Source organism: Leifsonia williamsii (assembly GCF_030433685.1).
In the GTDB taxonomy this organism is placed as follows: domain Bacteria; phylum Actinomycetota; class Actinomycetes; order Actinomycetales; family Microbacteriaceae; genus Leifsonia; species Leifsonia williamsii.
The window spans coordinates 2,957,470-2,978,755 of the sequence record NZ_JAROCF010000001.1; the positions used below are offsets into that span (position 1 = coordinate 2,957,470).

The window sequence follows — 21,286 nt, forward strand, 5'->3', positions numbered from 1 at the left end:
ACGCCCCGTCCCGGATCGATCAACCGTCCCTCCCGAGAACACGCGAATGACACCAGCAGACGACCAGGCCCCCGCGGGCACCACCGAGCGCATCGAAGACGTCGACGTCACGACCGAGATGCAGGGCTCCTTCCTCGAGTACGCCTACTCGGTCATCTACTCCCGGGCCCTGCCCGACGCGCGCGACGGCCTCAAGCCCGTCCAGCGCCGCATCCTCTACATGATGAGCGAGATGGGGCTGCGGCCCGACCGCGGGCACGTCAAGTCCGCGCGCGTCACCGGCGAAGTGATGGGAAAGCTGCACCCGCACGGCGACAGCGCCATCTACGACGCGCTCGTGCGCATGGCGCAGGACTTCACCCTCCGCGTCCCGCTCGTCGACGGGCACGGCAACTTCGGCTCGCTCGACGACGGGCCCGCCGCCGCGCGGTACACGGAGGCGCGCCTCGCCGCCGCCGCGCTCGCGCTCACCGAGGACCTCGACGAGGACGTCGTCGACTTCGTCCCGAACTACGACAACCAGCTGATGCAGCCGGATGTGCTGCCCGCCGCCTTCCCCAACCTGCTGGTCAACGGCGCGAGCGGCATCGCGGTCGGCATGGCGACCAACATGGCGCCGCACAACCTGGTGGAGGTCGTGGGCGCCGCCCGCCACCTGCTCGACAACCCCGACGCCACACTCGACGACCTCATGGCCTACGTGCCGGGCCCCGACCTCCCGAGCGGCGGCACCATCGCCGGCCTCGCGGGCGTGCGCGACGCGTACGCGACGGGCCGCGGCAGCTTCCGCATGCGGGCCAAGGTGTCGGTCGAGTCGATCACCGCGCGCAAGAGCGGTCTCGTGGTCACCGAGCTGCCCTACGGCGTCGGCCCCGAGAAGGTCATCGAGAAGATCAAGGACGGCGTCAACGGCAAGAAGCTCAACGGCATCTCCGACGTCACCGACCTCTCCGACCGGCAGAACGGCCTCCGCCTCGTGATCGGCATCAAGACGGGGTTCAGCCCGGAGGCCGTGCTGGAGCAGCTCTACCGGCACACGCCGCTCGAGGAGGGTTTCGCGATCAACAACGTCGCCCTCGTCGAGGGCGGCCCGCAGACGCTCGGCCTGCGCGAGCTGCTCAGCGTCTACCTCGACCACCGCGTCAGCGTCGTCACCCGGCGCTCGCAGTTCCGGCTGGCGCGGCGCAAGGAGCGGCTGCACCTGGTGGAGGGTCTGCTCATCGCGATCCTCGACATCGACGAGGTCATCCAGGTCATCCGCAGCTCCGACGACACCGATGCGGCCCGCACGCGCCTCATGCAGGTGTTCGACCTGAGCACCCTGCAGGCCGACTACATCCTCGAGCTGCGGCTGCGCCGGCTCACGAAGTTCTCGCGCATCGAGCTCGAGACGGAGCGCGACCAGCTGAAGGCCGAGATCGCCGAGCTGGAGGAGATCCTCGCCAGCCGCCAGCGCATCAACCAGCTGGTCTCCGACGAGCTGGAGCAGGTGGCCGTGCGCTTCGGCACGCCCCGCCGCACCCTCCTCACCGAGGCGAAGCCGTCGATCGCGACCGCCGGGCGCGGCAAGGCGCAGGTGCAGCTGGAGGTCGCCGACGTCCCGTGCCGCGTGTACCTGTCGACGACGGGCCGCATCCTCCGCGTCGACACCGGAGCCGGGGAGGACGCGGGCCTCGACCGCATCCAGCCACCGGCCCGCCGCAGCAAGCACGACGCGATCCTGTCGCAGCTCGACACGTCGAGCCGGGCCGAGATCGGCGCCGTCACGAACAAGGGCCGGCTGCTGCGCTTCTCTCCCGTCGACCTGCCCGCGGCGCCGGTCAACTCCATCCAGCTCGGCGCGGGCGTGAAGATCGGCGACTACCTGGCGCTCCCCGACAAGAAGGAGCGCATCCTCGCCATCGTGTCGCTGGAGGCGCAGCGCAGTATCGCGCTCGGCACCCGCCAGGGCGTCGTGAAACGCGTCGTCCCCGGCGACTGGGCCAACAAGCCCGAGTTCGAGATCATCGCGCTCAAGGCCGGCGACGAAGTGGTCGGCGCGCTGCAGGGCGACGATACGGACGAGCTGGTGTTCGTCACGAGCGACGCGCAGCTCCTCCGCTTCCCCGCCGCCTCGGTGCGTCCGCAGGGCCGCGCCGCCGGTGGCATGGCCGGCATCAACCTCGGAGCCGACGCCCGCGCCATCTACTTCGGCGCGGTGCCGGCCGGCCACAAGGAGGAGGCCGTGGTCGTGACGATCGCGGCGAGCGACGCGACGCTCCCCGGAGCCGACCCCGGCAGCGGCAAGGTGAGCGACTTCGCCGAGTTCCCGGCCAAGGGCCGCGCAACGGGCGGCGTCCGCGCCCAGCGCTTCCTCAAGGGCGAGAGCGAGCTGGTCCTCGCCTGGGCCGGCCCGGCCCCCGCGCACGCGGTCGCCCCGGACGGGGTCGCGCGGACGCTCCCCGAGGGCGGCGCCCGCCGCGACGCCTCCGGCACCCCGCTCGACATGGTGGTCGGCTCGATCGGCCGCCGCATCTCCTGAACTCCCCGAACCGTGTGACGCAACACGCCGCCTGACCGATCGGTCAGGCGGCGTGTTGCGTCAAACGGATGATCAGGCGTCGATGCGCGACCGGCTCAGGTCGTCGGCCCCCGCGATGATGAACTCCTTGCGGGGCGCGACCTCGTTGCCCATGAGCAGCTCGAACACGCGCGAGGCCGACTCCGCGTCGGGCACCCGCACGCGGCGCAGGGTGCGGTGGGCACGGTCCATCGTCGTCGTCGCCAGCTGATCCGCGTCCATCTCGCCGAGGCCCTTGTAGCGCTGGATCGGCTCCTGGTAGCGCTTGCCGCGCTTCTTGAGGTCGGCGAGGACCGCCTGCAGCTCCGCCTCCGAGTACGTGTAGATCGTCTCGTTCGGCTTCGAGCCGGGGTTGATCGCGACCACCCGGTGGAGGGGCGGGACCGCTGCGAAGACACGGCCCTCCTCGATCATCGGCCGCATGTACCGGAAGAACAGCGTGAGCAGCAGCGTGCGGATGTGGGCGCCGTCGACGTCCGCGTCGCTCATGATGATGACCTTGCCGTAGCGCGCCGCCGACAGGTCGAAGCTGCGGCCGGAGCCCGCGCCGATCACCTGGATGATCGCGGCGCACTCGGCGTTGGACAGCATGTCCGACACCGACGCCTTCTGCACGTTGAGGATCTTGCCGCGGATGGGCAGCAGGGCCTGGTACTCGCTGTCCCGCGCCCGGCGGGCGGTGCCGAGGGCCGAGTCGCCCTCCACGATGAACAGCTCGCTGTTGGCCACGTCGTTCGAGCGGCAGTCGACCAGCTTCGCGGGGAGGGAGGAGGTCTCGAGCGCGTTCTTGCGGCGCTGCGTCTCCTTGTGGGCGCGGGCGGAGATGCGCGACTTCATCTCGGCCACGACCTTGTCGAGGACGAGCGCCGACTGCGCCTTGTCGTCGCGCTTCGTCGACGAGAACCGCTCCGCGAGGGCCTTCTGCACCACCTGCGCCACGATCGCGCGCACAGCGGGCGTGCCGAGGATCTCCTTGGTCTGCCCCTCGAACTGCGGCTCCGGGAGGCGGACGGTCAGCACGGCGGTGAGGCCTGCCATCGCGTCGTCCTTCTCCAGCTTGTCGTTGCCGGCCTTCAATCGCCGTGCATTCAGCTCGACCTGCTGGCGGAGGAACTTCAGCAGCCCCTGGTCGAAGCCGGCCTGGTGGCTGCCGCCCTTGGGCGTGGCGATGATGTTGACGAAGCTGCGCATGACCGTCTCGTAGCCGGTGCCCCAGCGCAGCGCGATGTCGACCTGGCAGTCGCGGCGCAGCTCGGTCGGCACCATCGCGCCGCTGTCGGACAGCACGGGGACGGTCTCGGTGAAGTGGCCCTCTCCGGTGAGCCGCCACGTGTCGGTGATCGGGCTGTCGGGCGCCAGGAAGTCGACGAACTCCGAGATGCCGCCCTGGTACTGGAAGGTCGTCGACTCGCCCTCCGGAGTGCGCTTGTCCTCGATGGTGATGGCGAGGCCCGGCACGAGGAAGGCGGTCTGGCGCGCGCGGCCAACCAGGTCGTCGACCGAGAACTCGGCGCCCTTGGTGAAGATCTGGCGGTCGGCCCAGTAGCGGATGCGGGTGCCGGTGACGCCCTTCTTGACCTTGCCGACGACGCGCAGCTCGCTGCCGCTGACGAACGGCGAGAAGGCGTTGTCCGGTCCCGGCGCGCCGCCGCCGTCGTCGAAGGTGCCCGGCTCGCCGCGGTGGAACGACATGGCGTACGTCTTGCCGTCGCGGTCGACCTCCACGTCGAGCCGCTCGGAGAGCGCGTTGACGACCGAGGCGCCCACACCGTGCAGCCCGCCCGACGCGGCGTAGGAGCCGCTGCCGAACTTGCCGCCCGCGTGCAGCTTGGTGAACACGACCTCCACACCGGTCAGCCCGGTCTTGGGCTCGACGTCGACGGGGATGCCGCGGGCGCGGTCGATGACCTCCACGCTGTCGTCGGCGTGCAACACCACGTCGATGGCCTCGCCATGACCGGCGAGCGCCTCGTCGACCGAGTTGTCGATGATCTCCCAGAGGCAGTGCATGAGGCCGCGGGAGTCGGTCGAGCCGATGTACATGCCCGGGCGCTTGCGCACCGCCTCCAGCCCCTCCAGCACCGAGAGGTGCCTGGCCGAATAGTCTGAGCTCGCCACGAGCGCTCCTTGTGTTCCTGGTCCGCGCGGTGCGGACGACATGCTTCCTCCAGCGTAAGCAGTCCGGCTGTATGCTCCCGCACGACCCGCGGGCGGGGCCGCGCGTCTTCCGCGTTGAGCGAAATGACAGCTAATACGCGCCTTGTTGCCCGGCATCCGTGGTTCTATAGACGTACCGATTCACTGGTTGCGACTGGAAGGAGCATCACATGTCGACGATCACCACAGAGAACGGTGCCGTGGACGAGCTCGCATCGGGGCCGCAACTGACGGCGGCCGACCGTTGCGACAGCTGCGGGGCCCAGGCCTACATCCGCGTCGTCGTGAACAACGGCGAGCTCCTGTTCTGCGCCCACCACGGCAAGAAGCACCAGGAGAAGCTGTCCCAGATCGCTCACAGCTGGCACGACGAGACGGCTCGTCTCTTCGAAGAGCAGCGCGCGTAACGCGGCCGCGACCGATCCGCCGGCCGAGACGGAGCTGACAGGACGATGCCACCGGCACCGGGCGTGCGCAGGCGCGCCTTCGTCGACCTCGCCGCCATCCGCTCCACCGCCAAGCGCCTCGGCGCACCGCTTCCCGACTGCACCGCCGACCTCCGCGCCGACGCGTACGGCCACGGGCTCATCCCCGTGGCACGTGCGCTGACCGACGCGGGGGCCGGCGGTTTTCTCGTCTCCCGGGTGGAGGATGCCGCCGCACTCGCGGACGACGGCATCCCCGTGCCCGCACGGGTCGCAGCCGGGGGCTCGCTCCCGGCCGGCCGCACCGTGCTCGGCCCGGAGCTTTTCGGCCTCGACCCCGCTCGCGAGACGCCGCCGGTCATGCGGCTCGAAGCAGAGGTGGTCGCGGTCAAGCGCGTTCCCGCGCATCGCGGCGTCTCGTACGGGTACACGTACCGCACCTCGCACCCGACCACGCTCGTGCTGGTCGGTCTCGGCTACGCCGACGGCATCCTCCGCGTCGCCTCCAACAAGGCGCCCGTTCAGGTCGGGGCCACGCGCGGCCGCGTGACCGGCCGCATCGCGATGGACCAGTTCGTCATCGACATCGGCGACGGCGAGGCGGCGCCCGGCGACCCGGTCGTTCTCTTCGGCGACCCCGCGCGCGGCGAGCCGACCGTGCTCGACTGGGCGGACGCCCTCGGCGTCGCCGCTCCCGTCATCACGAGCCGGCTGGGCCGGCGGATCGAGAGGGTGCACACCGCATGACGATCGTCGACGCCGTCGCCGAGCCGCTCCCCCGCGCCGTGATCGACCTCGCCGCGTTGCGTCGCAACGTGGCGCACCTCGCCGCGATCGCCGCTCCCGCCGAGACGATGCTCGCCGTCAAGGCCGACGCCTACGGCCACGGCCTGCTGCCGATCGCCGAGGCCGGCCTGGAGGCGGGAGCGACCTCGCTCGCGGTGCTCGAGGTCCCGGCGGGGCTCGTGCTGCGCCGCGCGGGCATCCGCGTCCCCATCCTCGCCTGGCTGCACGGCCAGGACACCGAATGGCGGGCCGCGATCGAGCACGACATCGAGCTCGGCATCTCCGCGGTCTGGCAACTGGAGGCGATCGCCGCCGCCGGAGCGGACCGCCCGGCCGTCGTGCACCTCAAGGTCGACACCGGCCTCAGCCGCAACGGTGCCACCCGCGAGGAGTGGCCCCGTCTCGTGGATGCGGCGCTCGCCCTGCAGGAGCGCGGCGTCGTCCGCCTCCGCGCCGCCTGGTCGCACCTCGCCGACGCCTCCATCGCGGACGACGAGGCCGCCCTCGCCGAGTTCCGTGACGCCGTCGCCGAGGCGGAGGCGCGCGGCGCCCGGTTCGAGATCCTGCACCTCGCGGCGAGCTCGGCCGGCATCCGGATGCCGGAGGCGCGCTTCGACCTCGTCCGGTTCGGCATCGCCGCCTACGGCTACTCCCCCTTCGACGACACCACCGGCACCGAGCTGGGCCTGATCCCGGTGATGCGGCTGGAGGCTCCGGTCGTGGAGGTCCACGTCGGCGGCACTACGCACGCGCGGCTGGCGATCGGCTACGGCGACGGCGTCCCGACCCTCGGGATCGCCAAGTCCGCGGTTCAGCTGAACGGTCGCCGCTGCCCGGTGATCGCGGTGGAGGCGGACGCGATGCTGGTCGATGTCGGCAACCAGCGCGTGAGCGTGGGCGACACGGCCATCCTGTTCGGCTCGGGCGCCTCCGGCGAGGTCACGGCCGAGCAGTACGCCGACTGGGCCGAGACGATCGCCGACGAGATGGTGACCGGCGTCACGGCGCGGGTGCCGCGCGTCTACGTCGGCTGACGCTCCGGCACGCGGTCCGACGCCCTCCAGCGAGACGCCCTCCAGCGAGACGCTCTACAGCGAGACGCCCAGGCGCTCCGCGATCGCGCGCCGCGCGTTGGTCGCGTAGCGGTCGACGCGCTCGGTCTGCGCGACCGGTGCGACCTCGCCGCGCAGCGCGGTGCCGAGGATGCGGTCGGCGAGGACCGGGTTCATCGGGAGCACGGGGCCGTGCAGGTGCGTGCCGATGGCCGAGCCGACGACCACGCCCTCCTGGCCACCGCCGTTGCCGGTGCCGCTGACCACGCGGCCCAGCGCCTCCGCGCCCTCCAGCTCGGTCGTCGCCGAGTGGTTCTCGAAGCCGGCCAGCGTGGTGCCGTCGGTGAGCCGCACGACGATCTCTCCGACATGGCGCTTCGCCGAGAGCGTCGCACGCGTCGGGAACACCTCCGCCCCCGCCAGCGTCTCGCCCTCGGGCGTGACCAGCTCGCGGCCGAGCAGCTGCCAGCCTCCTGCGATCGCGAGGATCGGCACGCCGGCGTCGCGCCACTCGCGCAGCCGGGGCGCGATCGCGAGCACGTCCTGGTGGACGGCCCGCTGGGCTGAGAGCGGGCCGGAGCCGATGTGCACGATGTCCACGCCTGCCGGCAGCTCGGCGCCGGGAGCGTGGTGCACGACCTCGGCGTCGATGCCGCGCCAGCGGGCGCGCTCGGCGAGGGCGGTCACGTTGCCCGCGTCGCCGTTGATGCCCAGCTCACGCGAGTACAGGTGCAGGATGCGGAGCACGCTCATCGCTCGCCGCCCTCCAGGTCGAGGAACCCGAGCTGCTTGCGGATCAGCATCATCTGCTCGTAGTTGACGATCATGGTCTTGGTGCCGCGGGCCGGCTTCGGCAGCGCGAGGAACGCGTTCAGCGCCGGCTTCAGCTCGGGCACCACCTGGTCGACCTCGATGCCCGCGTAGGCGAACCGGGTCGCGAACTGCCATGCCTTCGTGCCGGAGACGACGTCGACGTGGGTCAGCTTCGAGAGGTCGATGTCGTACACCCAGGACGGGTCGGGCGTGCCCTCGTCGACCGAGACGAACACCTGCTCCGGCGGCTCGCTCAGGTAGTCGAGGTTGAGCTGCAGGCTCGGCGGGTTCTTCATCATGATGATCTCGATGTCCTCGTCGCCGACCCGCAGGGTCTCGCCACGGCCGTACACCGTGCGCAGCGAGGCCATCGCGGCGACCACGGCCGTCGGACGGAATGCCTCGCCGAGGAGGCGCCTGGCCATCGCGGTCGCGCCGGCGGCGTCGACCGCGTAGTGCAGGCCGCGCGCGGGCAGGCCGATGCGCACCTGCTCCCCGCCGATGGTCAGCTCGGCGCTCTGAGACTCGAGCTTGCTGACGAACACGCCGGGGACCGGGAGGGTCGCCGTCACGCGTCCCGACAGGTCCTGCACGTTGGCGAGGCCGTTGGGCGACGCCTCGATCAGCGACGGGGCGACCGCGAAGGTCGTCACGTCGCCTCCGGCGGCGGCGAGCTCGGCTCCCACCCCCGCCAGGCTGTCGTCGTCGGCGTTCACGACGACGAACTCGGACGAGCGGTCGGCGATCGTGCGCAGCATCCCGATCACGCGCGTCGGCTCGAAGAACCGGTTGAGCTGGTCGATCTGGACGTTGAGGAGCAGGGAGCCGCGCGGCTTCAGCACCGTCGCGAGGTCGACGCCGTAGGCCTCGTCGACCTCGATGACGCCCACGTCACCGCGCACGAAGCCGTCGAGCGGCACGTCGGCGAGGAGGGCGGAGGCGATCCCCTGCGGCAGGTTGCCACCGGAGGGGTTCGTGAAGACGTTGAGGCCGTGCTCGCGCAGGATCGCGGTGAGCATGTTCGTCGTCGTCGACTTGCCGTTCGAGCCGGAGACGAAGACGACGCCGAGCGGCAGCCGGCTGACCGCACGCTCCAGGAACCTCGGTGCGATCGCGAGCGCGACCCGGCCCGGGACCGCCGAGCCGCCTCCCCGCAGGCGCAGGAGCGCGCGGGCGAGGCGGCCGGCGAGGACCGCCAGTCGGTAGCGCACCGGTTTACTCGAGGTAGTCGCGGAGCGACTGCGAGCGGGACGGGTGGCGCAGCTTCGCCATCGTCTTCGACTCGATCTGGCGGATGCGCTCACGCGTCACGCCGAAGGTGTCGCCGATCTGGTCGAGGGTCTTGGGCATGCCGTCGCCGAGGCCGAAGCGCATGCGGATCACGCCCGCCTCGCGCTCGGACAGCGAGTCGAGCAGGCTCTCCAGCTGCTTCTGCAGCATGGTGAAGCCCACCGCGTCGGCCGGGACGACCGCCTCGGTGTCCTCGATCAGGTCGCCGAACTCGCTGTCGCCGTCCTCACCGAGCGGGGTGTGCAGCGAGATCGGCTCACGACCGTACTTCTGCACCTCGATGACCTTCTCCGGGGTCATGTCGAGTTCCTTCGACAGCTCCTCGGGGGTGGGCTCGCGGCCCAGGTCCTGCAGCATCTGGCGCTGCACGCGGGCGAGCTTGTTGATGACCTCGACCATGTGCACCGGGATGCGGATGGTGCGCGCCTGGTCCGCCATCGCGCGCGTGATCGCCTGGCGGATCCACCAGGTGGCGTACGTGGAGAACTTGAAGCCCTTGGTGTAGTCGAACTTCTCGACCGCGCGGATGAGACCGAGGTTGCCCTCCTGGATCAGGTCCAGGAACTGCATGCCGCGGCCGGTGTAGCGCTTCGCGAGCGACACCACGAGGCGCAGGTTGGCGCCGAGCAGGTGGCTCTTGGCGCGCTGGCCGTCGCGGGCGACCCACTTCAGCTCGCGCTCGAGCTCCTTGGTGAGGTTGGGCGTGTTGGCGAGCTTGTCCTCGGCGAACAGGCCGGCCTCGATCCGCATCGCGAGCTCGACCTCCTCCGCCGCGTTCAGCAGCGGGACCTTGCCGATCTGCTTGAGGTAGTCCTTGACCGGGTCGGCCGTGGCGCCGGTGATCGTCGTGGAGTAGACGGGGATGTCGTCCTCCTCGTCGACCGCGCGGAGCACGAGGGCGTCCTGAGGGAGCTGCTCCTCGGCTGCGGGAGCGGCGGCCGCAGGAGCGGCGCCCTCGGCCTCGGTCGTCTCGGCGTCGTCGTCGGAGGCCTCGGCGTCGGTCGCCTCGGACTCGTCGTCGCCCTCGGCCGTCTCCTCCTCGTCGATCTCGACCTCGGCGTCGTCGTCGATCTCGTCGTCGTCCTCGTCCGCCGCACGGCCCTTGCCCTTGGTCGAGCCCTTGGCGGCCTTCTTCGCGGCCGGCTTCGTCGCCTTCGCGGTCTTGGCGGCCGTCGCCTTCGTCGCCGTCTTCGTGGCGGCAGGCGTCGTGGCCGCGTCGTCCGTCACGGTCTCGTCGACCGCGGCGGCCTCGCGGGCCTTGGTTGCTGCACGGGTTGCCATGTGAACACCTTTCATACCAGGCGGTGGGCCGGATCCCCGGGCGTCCTGGCCTGGCTGAGGTTGCGTGCGGACATTACTAAGACCCGAGTCAAGTCCTGCGGTACAGCGTCGGGCACCATCGAATGCTCCGACCCTCAGGATATGAACGGGTCCAGACTCCAATTATCGCACATCCCCCAGGGATCCCCGACCATGGCCGGGGACTCGGCAGGACGCTCGTGATCGCGGATCAGACGACCTCCTCCGGCACCCCCTATTGCGCCGTGCGATCGCCTCGCCTCCGCCATGCGTCTACCAGTGCAACCCAGAGCGGGGCCACATCTATTCCCTCGTCCTGCTTGAGCCGGCGGCGCGTGCGGCGCCGGGCGTGCAGCAGGAAGCCGACGCCCGCGCCGATGATCACGTACTGCACGGCGAAGGCCCAGCGGAAGTGATCGAAGGCGTAGAGCGAGCCGGGCCCGGCACCGGTGGTGTCCTCCAGGTCGAGCACCACCCCGATCAGGAACATCATGACGAAGCTCGCGAGGAAGCCTCCCACGTTCACGATGCCGTTGGCGGAGCCGAGGCTGTGCAGCGGGTTGAAGGTGCGGGCGAAGTCGAAGCCGATGAGCGACCCGGGGCCGCCGACGCCGATCGCGACGAGCAGCACGATGATCAGCCAGTCCGGCGGCGTGCCCGGCCACAGCAGCACCACCGTCCAGACGACCGCCATCATGCCGACGATGCCGAGCACGAGGTTGCTGCGGCGCAGTGGGAACCGCGCGGTCAGCAGGCCCAGGATCGGGCCGGAGACGAGGCCGGCGAGCACCGACACGATCAGCAGCCCCGACGCCTCCGCCGGGTCGATGCCGATGGCGTACACCATGAACGGCAGGCCCCACATGAGGCTGTACACGGTGCCGGAGGACTGGGTCACGAAGTGCGACCAGAACCCGAGCTGCGTGCCGGGGCGGGCGAGGCTGATGCGCAGCTGGCGCATGGAGTCGGCCCACGTCGCCGGGCGCGGGCCCTCGGTCGAGCCGACGGGACGGTCGGCGATGGCGGCGAGGATGCCGACCAGCGCGACGACCGACAGGGAGGCGGCGCTCAGGAAGGCGACCGTCCAGCCGGCCTGGTGCAGCAGCAGCGCGAACGGGATCGACGAGAGCACCTGCCCGAGCTGGCCGATGTTGCCGATCCACTGCGAGAGCTGGGGCACGATCCTCCCGCGGAACCACGAGTTCACCAGCCGCATGAGCGACGTGAAGACGGTGGCGTCGCCGACGCCGACGAGGATGCGGCCGACGATCGCGATGCCGATGGTCGGCGCGAACGCGACGGTCACCTGGCCGATCACCATGAGCGCGGTGCCGACCGCCATGAGCACGCGCGAGCCGATGCGGTCGATCAGCACGCCGACCGGGATCTGCATCGCCGCGTAGACCATGAGCTGCACGACTGCGAGCGTGGACAGCACGGAGGCGGAGCTGTGGAAGCGCTCGGTCGCAGCGACGCCCGCGACGCCGATGGTCGTGCGCTGGGTGACCGCCACCAGGTAGGCGAAGACGCCGATCCCGAAGATGACCCAGGAACGACGCGAATTCACTCTTCGAGCGTAGACCCGCCCGCGACGGGGGCCGGACGGGTCGCGGGCGCAGGCGCTCGGCTAGCGGTCGCCGCGGCCGTTCTCCTCGTCGCCGTGGCGGCGGAAGGCGAGGAAGTTCTCGAGCTCGGCCGCGATCTCGTCGGCGGTCGGCAGCTCGCCGTCGCGGTCCGTGAGCGGGGAGCGCAGCTGCGTGTCCTCCATGTAGGAGTCGTGCCGCTCCTCCAGCGTGCCGACGAGGCGGCCCAGCTCGGCGTTGCCGGCGACCTGCTCGTCGATGTTGGCCACGAAGTCGCGGTCCTCCTGGCGGAGCCGGTCGGTCGGGAAGATGAGCCCGGTGGCCGCGCTGATCGCGTCGAGCCCGGCGATGGCCGCTGCGGGGTACTCGGTGTCGGCGAGGTAGTGCGGGATCAGGAGGACGAAGCCGGCCGTGGGGTGCTCCAGCCGCTGGAGGCGGTACTCCAGCAGGTGCAGGGCGTTCGACGGGACCTGGGTCTGCGGCTTCCAGATCGACATGGTCTCGATCAGGTCGGAGCGGTTGCCGCTGACCGTGACGCCGATGGGCCTGGTGTGCGGGACGGGCATCGGGATCGAGTGCACCCACGTCACGGTGCCGACCCGGAACCGGTCGATCAGCCCCAGCACGGCCTCGCTGAACGCCTCCCAGCGGAAGTCGGGCTCGAACCCGCTGAGGAAGAGGAACGGCTGACGCAGCTCGTCGTAGGCGAGGTACAGCTTCAGCGTGAGCGGGGTGTAGTCGGCCAGGTGGTCGCGGTCGAAGTAGACGAGCGGGCGACGCGCCCGGTAGTCGAGCAGGATGTCGGCGTCGAACGTCGCGACGACCTCGCTGTCGAGCGTGCCGAGAAGATAGGTGCCGAGCTGCGTGACGCCGGCGCCCGCGTCCGCGAACCCGGTCAGCCCCGCGACGAGCGGGAGCCCGGCCGGTACCGTGACGGCCGGATTGAGCTCGAACAGTTCGCCGGGGTCTCGCATGTTCCAACTCTAAGACGACCGGGCGGCGAGGGCGTCAGAACGCGGCGGGTCCCGGCACGCCCACAGCGAACAGCCAGGACGGGGCCGCGGCGGGTCAGCGGTTATGGTCGGAGCATGACGACTCCCGCGCTCTCGCTCTCGTCCGCCCCCTCCCCCTCCGCCGAGGTCCTCGTGCTCGGCGCGCGCGTGCAGCGCGACGCCGTCACAGTGCTGAGCGGGCAGGCGGGCGGATCGTCCTCCCCCTCCGTCGATGCGGAGGCCGTGGCCGCGCAGCTGCGCGCCGTCGGCTTCGGCGGCGGTCGCGACGAGCTGGTGCGGCTGCCCGGGGCGGCGGACGGCCCCGCCCTGGCGGTCATCGGCCTGCCGGAGGAGCTCGACGACGACGCCCTCCGCTACGCGGCGGGCAGCGCGGTGCGGCAGCTCGCCGGTGTCGGCGCTGTGGCTCTCGACCTGCCCGCAGAGGGCGGCACCGCGCTCGGCGCCGTGCTCGAGGGCGCGGCGCTCGGCTCCTACGCCTTCACGGAGTACCGCGAGAAGAGCCTCCCCGGGGTCAAGGCGCCCGTCGCATCGATCGACGTGCTGGGAGCCGCAGAGGACGCCGACGCGCTCGTCGCCCGCGCGAGCGCCGTCGCCGAGGCCGCGGCACTCGTCAAGGACCTCGTCAACACGCCGGCGATCGACCTCTACCCGCAGTCGTTCGCCGAGCGGGCGCAGGAGGCTGCCGGCGACCTCCCTGTCACCCTGACGGTCTGGGACGAGGAGCGCCTCGCGGCCGACGGCTTCGGCGGCATCCTCGGCGTCGGCCAGGGCTCCACCCGTCCGCCGCGCCTCGTGAAGGTGGAGTACGCCCCCAGCGGGGCAACGCGCCACCTCGCGCTGGTGGGCAAGGGCATCACGTTCGACTCGGGCGGCCTCTCCCTCAAGCCGCCGTCGGGCATGGTCGGCATGAAGTACGACATGACCGGGGCCGCGACCGTGCTCGCCGTCACGCTGGCCGCGGCGCGGCTCGCGCTCCCCGTGCGCGTCACGGCATGGCTGTGCCTGGCGGAGAACATGCCGTCCGGGTCGGCGATCCGGCCCAACGACGTGCTGCGCATGCGCGGCGGGCGCACCGTGGAGGTGCTGAACACGGACGCCGAAGGTCGCCTCGTGCTCGCCGACGGCCTCGTCGCCGCGAGCGAGGAGCAGCCCGACGCGATCGTCGACGTCGCGACGCTGACGGGCGCCGCCATGGTCGCGCTCGGCACCCGCTACGTGCCGGTGATGGGCTCTGACGACCTCGTCGCCGACGTCGTCGCGGCGGCGAAGGCGAGCGGCGAGCTGCTCTGGCCCATGCCGCTGCCGGGCGAGCTGCGTGCGAACATCAACTCCGACGTCGCCGACATCGCCAACGCCAACCCGGGCAACACCGCGGGCGGGATGCTGCTGGCCGGCGTCTTCCTGCAGGAGTTCGTCGGCCGCGCCGGCGACGCGGACGACGCGCCGCGCATCCCGTGGGCGCACCTCGACATCGCCGGCCCCGCGAAGGGCCCCGCTGCTCCCTACGGCTTCACCGGCAAGGGCCCGTCCGCCGTCAGCGTACGGGCGCTCCTGCGGTTGGCCGAGGACATTTCGCGGAAGTAGTAGGGTCGTATGGGCGAGAAAATCTCGCCGTTAGCAACGCCTGCCGCGAGGCACCCCTCGCGGCGGGATCGTGTCACGAATCCTGGGATGCGCGAGGGAGTAGCTGGGTGTCTGAGCAGAACTTTGACATTGTCGTGCTCGGTGGTGGAAGCGGAGGCTACGCGGCAGCGCTGCGTGCAGCCGAGCTCGGCTTCACCGTCGGCCTGATCGAGAAGGACAAGGTCGGCGGCACGTGCCTCCACCGCGGATGTGTCCCCACCAAGGCGCTGCTGCACGCGGCCGAGGTGGCCGACTACTCGCGCGAGTCGTCGAAGTTCGGCATCGTCACCGAGCTGCAGGGCGTCGACATCAACGGCGTGTCCGAGTACCGCCGCGGCATCGTCGCCAAGAAGTACAAGGGCCTGCAGGGCCTCGTGAAGGCCCGCGGCATCACCACGATCGAGGGCGAGGGCCGCCTGGTCTCCCCCACCACCGTGCAGGTCGGCGAGGACACGATCGTCGGCAAGAACGTCATCCTCGCCACCGGCTCCTACTCCCGCAGCCTCCCCGGCCTCGAGATCGGCGGCCGCGTCATCACCAGCGAGCACGCTCTCGAGCTCGACTTCGTGCCGCGCAAGGTCGCGGTGCTCGGCGGCGGCGTCATCGGCGTCGAGTTCGCCAGCGTCTGGAAGTCGTTCGGCGCCGAGGTCACCATCATCGAGGCCCTCCCGCACCTGGTCCCCAACGAGGACGAGGCCATCAGCAAGCAGCTGGAGCGCCAGTTCCGCCGCCGCGGCATCGACTACCGCCTCGGCGTCCGGTTCTCCGGGGTCACCCAGGACGACAACGGCGTGGTCATCACGCTCGAGAACGGCGACACCGTCGAGGCCGAGCTGCTGCTCGTCGCCGTCGGCCGCGGCCCGCTCACCCAGGGCATGGGCTACGAGGAGGTCGGGGTCACCATGGACCGCGGCTTCGTCATCACCGACGAGCGCCTGCAGACCAGCGTCCCCGGCGTCTACGCGGTCGGCGACATCGTCCCCGGCCTGCAGCTCGCCCACCGCGGCTTCCAGCAGGGCATCTTCGTCGCCGAGGAGATCGCGGGCCTGAACCCGATCGTCATCCCGGATGTCAACATCCCCAAGGTCACCTACTGCGACCCCGAGGTCGCGTCGATCGGCCTCACCGAGGCCAAGGCCGTCGAGCAGTACGGCGCCGACAAGGTGACGAGCTACGACTACAGCCTCGCGGGCAACGCCCGCAGCGAGATCATCGGCACCAACGGCTCCGTCAAGGTCGTGCGCGTCAACGACGGCCCCGTGGTCGGCGTCCACATGATCGGCGCCCGCGTCGGCGAGCTGATCGGCGAGGCCCAGCTCGCGGTGAACTGGGAGGCGTACCCCGAGGACATCGCCCCGCTCATCCACGCGCACCCGACGCAGAACGAGTCGATGGGCGAGGCGTTCCTGTACCTCGCAGGAAAGCCGCTGCACACCCTCTAAGTCCGCCGGCCGCACGCGCGGCCCGACAACCACTGAATGATCAGGTTTTGAAGGAGAGAAGCTCATGAGCGAATCCGTCAGCCTCCCGGCGCTCGGCGAGAGCGTCACGGAAGGCACGGTCACCCGCTGGCTGAAGAACGTTGGCGACCGTGTCGAGGTGGACGAGCCCCTGCTCGAAGTCTCGACCGACAAGGTCGACACCGAGATCCCCTCGCCCATCGCGGGCGTCATCGAGGCGATCCTGGTGCAGGAGGACGAGACGGTCGAGGTGGGCACCGCGCTCGTGACGATCGGCGACGGCTCCGGCTCGGCCGCGGCCCCCGAGGCCGCCCCGGCCGAGTCGGCGGCGCCCGAGGCGCCGGCCGCTCCGGCGGAGCCCGCCGAAGCGCCGGCCGCTGCTGCGCCTGCTGAGGAGGCTCCGGCCGCCGCTGCTGCTCCCGCCCAGGAGGCTCCGGCCCAGGAGGCTCCGGCCCAGGCCGCTGCGCCTGCACAGGAGGCTCCGACCCCCGCGCAGGCGGCTCCGGCCGCCCCGGCGCAGGCTGCTCCCGCCGCCCCCGCGCCGGCTGCTCCGGCTCAGGCTGCTCCCGTCGCTCCAGCGCAGGCTGCTCCCGCTGCCGCGCCCGCGCAGGAGGCTCCGGCCCCCGCCCAGGCTGCTGCTGCCGCCGCCCCCGCGCAGCAGGAGCAGGCTCCGGCCGCCGGCGGCGCGCACGCCGGCAACGCCGGATACGTCACCCCGATCGTCCGCAAGCTCGCGAACGAGCAGGGCGTCGACCTGTCGACCGTGACCGGCACCGGTGTCGGCGGACGCATCCGCAAGGAGGACATCCTCTCCGCCGCTCAGCCCGCCGCCTCCGAGTCCGCTGCCGCCCCGGCTGCCGCGCCCGTCGCCGAGGTCTCGCCGCTGCGCGGCACCACCCAGCCGATGTCGCGTCTGCGCAAGGTCGTCGCCGAGCGCGCCGTCGTCTCGATGCAGTCGACCGCGCAGCTGACGTCGGTCGTCGAGGTCGACGTCACCAAGGTGGCCGCCCTGCGCGACCGCGTGAAGAAGGACTTCCAGGCCAAGACGGGCGTCAAGCTCTCCTTCCTGCCGTTCTTCGCCCTGGCCGCCTCCGAGGCGCTGAAGACCTACCCGGTCATCAACGCCACGGTCGACGGCGACAACATCGTGTACCCGGACCACGAGAACCTCTCGATCGCCGTGGACACCGAGCGCGGCCTGCTCACCCCGGTGGTACGCAACGCCTCGGAGCTCGACCTCGCCGGCCTCGCCGCGCAGATCTCCGACCTGGCGGAGCGCACCCGCGACAACCGCCTCAAGCCGGACGAGCTCGCCGGCGGCACGTTCACGCTGACCAACACCGGTTCGCGCGGCGCGCTGTTCGACACCCCGGTGGTGTTCCTCCCGCAGGTCGCCATCCTGGGCACCGGCATCGTGACCAAGCGCCCGGTCGTCGTCACGGCGGACGGCACGGACTCGATCGCCATCCGCTCCACGGTCTACCTGGCCCTCTCCTACGACCACCGCATCGTGGACGGCGCCGACGCGGCCCGCTTCCTGGTGGCCGTGAAGAACCGCCTCGAGGCCGGCGACTTCGAGGGGAACCTCGGCATCTAGTCCCCGCCGCGAGTTGTCCCGTCACACCACTCACGGGAACACCTCACGCAACCGCCAACCGGCCTCGCCCCTCACCAGCAGGAGCGAGGCCGGTTCGCGTTTGATCGACCCGGCTGAGCCCGGCGCGCCGAGTCCGCCTGGCCCGCCGGGCGCGCCAGGCTCGACCGTGACCAGGGCCGCTCGCGCCCATCGCTGCACGAGCGTGACGTCCGCCGCTCCGTAGTCGCGTGCAGAGGCAGCCCCGCGTTCGCCGAGCCCAGCCTCCTCCGTCCGAAGCAGCTCGCTCCCCTTCTGCACTACCGCCTCCAGACACCCGGCCGACGGTCTCCGAGCCGCGAAGCATGCGTGGCGCCTTTCCACGAGCACGCGCGCAGCCGCCACCGGATCGTCGCCGAGAAGCGGATCCCTCCCCACCACGCCAGTACTCGTGTCGCCGGACGCCCGCGCTGAAGGCGGGGAGGGCGACGGCGACGAGGCTGCGCCTGGCGAAGGCGACGGCGACGAGGCCGCTGGCGGCGAGGGCGATGTCGACAAGCCTGAGGCCGGCGAGGGGGACTGCGGCGAAGGTGGGCTCGCCGTCGCGATTGGCTCGGAGGGCGTCTGCGGCGCGTTCGACCTGTCCACCGCTGCCGACGCGGACGTGGCCAGTTCCGATGGCGATCCGTGCGCGCCGCTGTCGGTCCCCGGCAGCAATACCAGCAGGGCCCCCGCGAGCGCTGCGGGCGCGAGCGCCACCACGATCAACCCCGGTCTTCGTCGCACCCGTTCGCTTACACCGCGGATCCAGCGCACAAGCGGGCGGGATTCGATCGTCGCCAGCATCCGCTCCGGCCACGCTGGTCGACGATCGTCCGCCGGCGTTATGAGGCCGCCGCCCGCCGCCCCGCCAGACGACGCCGCACCATACTCATGCGGATCGTCCGTCTCGGCACCATCCGACCCGGCAGCGTCCGCCCGCGCGTGAGGCGCCTTCCCGAGCGGGCCGCGCGCCGGCACGCTCACGACACCGGGCTGCGCCTCGCGCAGGAGCGCCCCGCGGAGGCGCTCCCAGCCTCGTAGCGCCGTGACGTCGGCGACGGTCTCGAGCAGGCGGCGTCCTTCGTCGCCGGGGATCGCGTCACACACTGCCCGGCTCAACGAGCGAAACGCACGGCGGTCCGCGGCCTCCGCATCGTCGTCCAACGGGACGGGGCGCTCCAGCCAGGCGAGCACCGGGCAGCCGTCCGTGCGGAAGGCCACATACGCCGGCCGGGTCAGCGCGCCTCCCCAGCCGGCGGCGTGGAGGTCCGACAGGGCCGTCGCGACGCCGAGAAGGATGGTGACCGCTTCCCCGGCCCGCAGCGGCGGCCCCGCACCGAGCCGTTCCTCCAGGGTGCCGCCGCCCGGCCGCTCCAGCAGCAGGGCGTGCACGGGTCCGACTCGGCTCCTTCGCTCCGGCAGCCGGCGCAGCACCCGGGTGATGTGCTCCGAATCGGACGCCCGCCGCGCGTCGGCGTCGTGAGCGAGCGACTCCGTATGCACCCAGAGGATGGCGCCGGCGGTCAGATCGTCACCGATCACCTCGAGCGCGTGCCCGCCCACCTGGGCCTCCGCGCCCGCAGAGGCCCAGGCGCGCGTCGCTTCGCCATGCGTCGCTCCCCCGCGCGTCCAGCTCTCGGCACGCCACCCGTTCGCGGCGGCGATCGCGGCTGCCGGGCGTCGCAACGCATCACCTCCTGCCCGTGTGCGGAAGGCGGAGGGCGGCTGGCCGGTAGTGCGATCGACGTTCATGCCTCCACTTCAGCGCGTCGGCTCGGAGGCGGAGAGGCAATCGCAGGATCAGTGGAGAAGCGCCCGCCACCACCCACCCTGTGGACACCGAAAAGCGATTAATAGACTCAGTCCAGATATGCTGGTCGCATGCTCACCGTCGACACCTCCGGCCTCCGCGCACCGGTCCCCTATCCCGACGCCTTGGCCCGCCAGCGCTCCCTCCACGCCGACGTCGTCGCCGGGCGCTCGGCCGGCTCCCTCCTGCTGCTCGAACACGAGGCCGTCTACACCGCCGGCCGCCGGACCGAGCCCGACGAGCGTCCGACCGACGGCACCGCCGTGATCGATGTCGATCGCGGCGGCAAGCTCACGTGGCACGGCCCCGGCCAGCTCGTGGGCTATCCGATCGTGCGGCTCTCCGACCCGGTCGACGTCGTCGCGTACGTGCGCCGCCTCGAGGCCATGCTGATCGAGGTGCTCGCCCGGTTCGGCGTCGCCGGCGTGCAGGTGCATGGCCGTTCGGGAGTGTGGCTGCCGGCAGGTGGCGCGCGGAGCCAGGACGAGAAGATCGCCGCGATCGGCATCCGCGTCGCCGAGGGCGTCACCATGCACGGCTTCGCCCTGAACTGCTCGAACAGCACCGACGCGTACGAGCGGATCGTCGCGTGCGGCATCCGTGACGCGGGCGTGACCACGATCTCGCGTGAGACCGGCGCCACCGTCACCCCTCAGGACGTGGCCCCCTTCATCCCGGAGGCGCTGGAGGCCGCGCTCAGCACCGAGATCCTCAGCACCACCACCTCCACGCCCGCCACCACGACAGGAGCCGCCGCATGACCGCCGCACCCGAGGGCCGCCGCATGCTGCGGCTGGAGGTCCGCAACGCCGAGACCCCGATCGAGCGCAAGCCGGCGTGGATCAAGACGCGCGCCCGCATGGGCCCCGAGTACCGCCAGCTGCACCAGCTCGTCACGGGCGAGGAGCTGCACACGGTCTGCCAGGAGGCCGGCTGCCCGAACATCTACGAGTGCTGGGAGGACCGGGAGGCGACCTTCCTCATCGGCGGCTCGCAGTGCACGCGCCGATGCGACTTCTGCCAGATCGACACCGGCAAGCCGGCCGAGTTCGACCGCGACGAGCCGCGGCGCGTGGCCGAGTCGGTCGCGCGGATGGGGCTGCGCTACTCCACGGTGACCGGCGTGGCCCGCGACGACCTGCCCGACGAGGGCGCGTGGCTGTACGCGGAGACGATCCGCGCCATCCACGCCGCCAGTCCGGGCACCGGGGTCGAGATCCTCGTGCCCGACTTCTCCGGGAACCCCGACCACCTCGGCCAGGTGTTCGAGGCGCGGCCGGAGGTCTTCGCGCACAACGTGGAGACGGTGCCGCGGATCTTCCGCCGCATCCGGCCCGCCTTCCGCTACGAGCGCTCGCTCGACGTGCTGACGCAGGGAGGGGCGGCCGGTCTCATCACCAAGTCGAACCTGATCCTCGGGATGGGCGAGGAGCGGCAGGAGATCACCCAGGCGCTCCACGACCTCCACGAGGCGGGGACGGACATCCTCACCATCACCCAGTACCTGCGGCCGAGCCCGCGGCACCTGCCGGTCGCCCGCTGGGTGCATCCGGACGAGTTCGTCGAGCTGAAGGAGGAGGCGGAGGCGGTCGGCTTCCTCGGCGTGCTGGCGGGCCCGCTCGTGCGGTCGTCGTACCGGGCCGGGCGGCTGTACGCCCGCTCGATGGCGGCGAAGGGACGGCCGCTGCCGGAGTCGCTCGCGCACCTCGGCGAGGAGCGGGAGGCGTTCGCGCAGGCCGTCTCCTGAGCCGCGCCACCCCTCCCGCCGGAACCCCTTCTTCCTGCGGCGAACGGCGCATC

The 21,286-nt window shown here is 71.6% G+C and carries 16 protein-coding genes; 9 read left to right on the forward strand and 7 right to left on the reverse strand.

From position 1 onward, the window contains the following. Nucleotides 1–46: 46 nt before the first annotated feature. Entirely contained in the window at nt 47–2,521 is a 2,475-nt protein-coding gene (locus P5G50_RS13960; RefSeq protein WP_301208250.1) for a DNA gyrase/topoisomerase IV subunit A, read from the forward strand. 72 nt (nt 2,522–2,593) lie between these two features. Here P5G50_RS13960 and P5G50_RS13965 read toward each other — a convergent pair whose 3' ends face one another. Next, nucleotides 2,594–4,678, reverse strand: coding sequence for a DNA gyrase/topoisomerase IV subunit B (locus tag P5G50_RS13965; RefSeq protein ID WP_301208249.1), 2,085 nt, complete (start codon nt 4,676–4,678; stop codon nt 2,594–2,596). Between the two features lie 209 nt (nt 4,679–4,887). Here P5G50_RS13965 and P5G50_RS13970 point away from each other — a divergent pair, with 209 nt between their 5' ends. The 3 genes from P5G50_RS13970 to P5G50_RS13980 are packed head-to-tail and all read left to right on the forward strand — an operon-like array spanning nt 4,888 to nt 6,962. Then, a complete protein-coding gene (locus tag P5G50_RS13970; RefSeq protein WP_055896232.1) occupies nt 4,888–5,124 on the forward strand; it encodes a DUF7455 domain-containing protein in 237 nt (78 codons plus the stop codon). A 45-nt stretch (nt 5,125–5,169) separates the two neighbouring features. Then, the gene (locus P5G50_RS13975; protein WP_301208248.1) at nt 5,170–5,889 is read left to right on the forward strand and encodes an alanine racemase; all 720 of its coding nucleotides are present in this window, start codon (nt 5,170–5,172) and stop codon (nt 5,887–5,889) included. After that, entirely contained in the window at nt 5,886–6,962 is a 1,077-nt protein-coding gene (locus tag P5G50_RS13980; protein WP_301208247.1) for an alanine racemase, read from the forward strand. Before P5G50_RS13975 ends, P5G50_RS13980 begins: the two co-directional genes overlap by 4 nt. A 54-nt stretch (nt 6,963–7,016) precedes the next feature. Here P5G50_RS13980 and P5G50_RS13985 read toward each other — a convergent pair whose 3' ends face one another. The 5 genes from P5G50_RS13985 to P5G50_RS14005 form a co-directional block, all read right to left on the reverse strand. Next, nucleotides 7,017–7,733 carry a type 1 glutamine amidotransferase gene (locus tag P5G50_RS13985; RefSeq protein ID WP_301208246.1) on the reverse strand — a complete coding sequence of 239 codons (717 nt, stop codon included), beginning with the start codon at nt 7,731–7,733 and terminating at the stop codon, nt 7,017–7,019. After that, nucleotides 7,730–9,004 (reverse strand): MurT ligase domain-containing protein, encoded by a 1,275-nt coding sequence (locus P5G50_RS13990; protein WP_301208245.1) that lies wholly within the window; start codon nt 9,002–9,004, stop codon nt 7,730–7,732. Before P5G50_RS13990 ends, P5G50_RS13985 begins: the two co-directional genes overlap by 4 nt. A 4-nt stretch (nt 9,005–9,008) precedes the next feature. After that, nucleotides 9,009–10,364, reverse strand: a complete 1,356-nt coding sequence (locus P5G50_RS13995; RefSeq protein ID WP_301208244.1) for an RNA polymerase sigma factor — start codon at nt 10,362–10,364, stop codon at nt 9,009–9,011. A gap of 253 nt (nt 10,365–10,617) precedes the next feature. Then, the gene (locus tag P5G50_RS14000; RefSeq protein WP_301208243.1) at nt 10,618–11,949 is read right to left on the reverse strand and encodes an MFS transporter; all 1,332 of its coding nucleotides are present in this window, start codon (nt 11,947–11,949) and stop codon (nt 10,618–10,620) included. A gap of 60 nt (nt 11,950–12,009) precedes the next feature. Next, entirely contained in the window at nt 12,010–12,939 is a 930-nt protein-coding gene (locus tag P5G50_RS14005) for a proteasome assembly chaperone family protein (protein ID WP_301208242.1), read from the reverse strand. 114 nt (nt 12,940–13,053) lie between these two features. Between P5G50_RS14005 and P5G50_RS14010 the strand changes: the two genes are divergently transcribed. From P5G50_RS14010 to sucB, 3 genes are all read left to right on the forward strand, one after another. Then, nucleotides 13,054–14,562, forward strand: a complete 1,509-nt coding sequence (locus tag P5G50_RS14010; RefSeq protein ID WP_301208241.1) for a leucyl aminopeptidase — start codon at nt 13,054–13,056, stop codon at nt 14,560–14,562. Between the two features lie 107 nt (nt 14,563–14,669). Further along, nucleotides 14,670–16,043: a dihydrolipoyl dehydrogenase gene (lpdA, locus tag P5G50_RS14015; protein WP_301208240.1), complete on the forward strand. Its 1,374-nt coding sequence runs from the start codon at nt 14,670–14,672 to the stop codon at nt 16,041–16,043. Nucleotides 16,044–16,107: 64 nt separating this feature from the next. After that, nucleotides 16,108–17,658 carry a 2-oxoglutarate dehydrogenase, E2 component, dihydrolipoamide succinyltransferase gene (gene sucB / locus P5G50_RS14020; protein WP_301208239.1) on the forward strand — a complete coding sequence of 517 codons (1,551 nt, stop codon included), beginning with the start codon at nt 16,108–16,110 and terminating at the stop codon, nt 17,656–17,658. Between the two features lie 30 nt (nt 17,659–17,688). On the opposite strand, the gene P5G50_RS14025 is transcribed toward sucB, so the two are convergent. Further along, the gene (locus tag P5G50_RS14025; protein WP_301208238.1) at nt 17,689–19,428 is read right to left on the reverse strand and encodes a hypothetical protein; all 1,740 of its coding nucleotides are present in this window, start codon (nt 19,426–19,428) and stop codon (nt 17,689–17,691) included. 129 nt (nt 19,429–19,557) lie between these two features. Between P5G50_RS14025 and lipB the strand changes: the two genes are divergently transcribed. Next, nucleotides 19,558–20,247, forward strand: a complete 690-nt coding sequence (lipB, locus tag P5G50_RS14030; protein ID WP_301208237.1) for a lipoyl(octanoyl) transferase LipB — start codon at nt 19,558–19,560, stop codon at nt 20,245–20,247. Next, nucleotides 20,244–21,233, forward strand: coding sequence for a lipoyl synthase (gene lipA / locus P5G50_RS14035; protein ID WP_301208236.1), 990 nt, complete (start codon nt 20,244–20,246; stop codon nt 21,231–21,233). The genes lipB and lipA overlap by 4 nt, the downstream gene beginning before the upstream one ends. Nucleotides 21,234–21,286 lie beyond the last annotated feature (53 nt).

What these genes read in the sequence shown, in the direction of transcription:
- P5G50_RS14025 (WP_301208238.1), bottom strand. Translation starts at nt 19,428, where the DNA reads ATGAACGTCGATCGCACTACCGGCCAGCCGCCCTCCGCCTTCCGCACA.
- sucB (WP_301208239.1), top strand. Translation starts at nt 16,108, where the DNA reads ATGAGCGAATCCGTCAGCCTCCCGGCGCTCGGCGAGAGCGTCACGGAA.
- P5G50_RS13975 (WP_301208248.1), top strand. Translation starts at nt 5,170, where the DNA reads ATGCCACCGGCACCGGGCGTGCGCAGGCGCGCCTTCGTCGACCTCGCC.
- P5G50_RS13980 (WP_301208247.1), top strand. Translation starts at nt 5,886, where the DNA reads ATGACGATCGTCGACGCCGTCGCCGAGCCGCTCCCCCGCGCCGTGATC.
- P5G50_RS13960 (WP_301208250.1), top strand. Translation starts at nt 47, where the DNA reads ATGACACCAGCAGACGACCAGGCCCCCGCGGGCACCACCGAGCGCATC.
- lipA (WP_301208236.1), top strand. Translation starts at nt 20,244, where the DNA reads ATGACCGCCGCACCCGAGGGCCGCCGCATGCTGCGGCTGGAGGTCCGC.
- lipB (WP_301208237.1), top strand. Translation starts at nt 19,558, where the DNA reads ATGCTCACCGTCGACACCTCCGGCCTCCGCGCACCGGTCCCCTATCCC.
- P5G50_RS13995 (WP_301208244.1), bottom strand. Translation starts at nt 10,364, where the DNA reads ATGGCAACCCGTGCAGCAACCAAGGCCCGCGAGGCCGCCGCGGTCGAC.
- P5G50_RS13970 (WP_055896232.1), top strand. Translation starts at nt 4,888, where the DNA reads ATGTCGACGATCACCACAGAGAACGGTGCCGTGGACGAGCTCGCATCG.
- P5G50_RS13985 (WP_301208246.1), bottom strand. Translation starts at nt 7,733, where the DNA reads ATGAGCGTGCTCCGCATCCTGCACCTGTACTCGCGTGAGCTGGGCATC.
- P5G50_RS14005 (WP_301208242.1), bottom strand. Translation starts at nt 12,939, where the DNA reads ATGCGAGACCCCGGCGAACTGTTCGAGCTCAATCCGGCCGTCACGGTA.
- P5G50_RS14010 (WP_301208241.1), top strand. Translation starts at nt 13,054, where the DNA reads ATGACGACTCCCGCGCTCTCGCTCTCGTCCGCCCCCTCCCCCTCCGCC.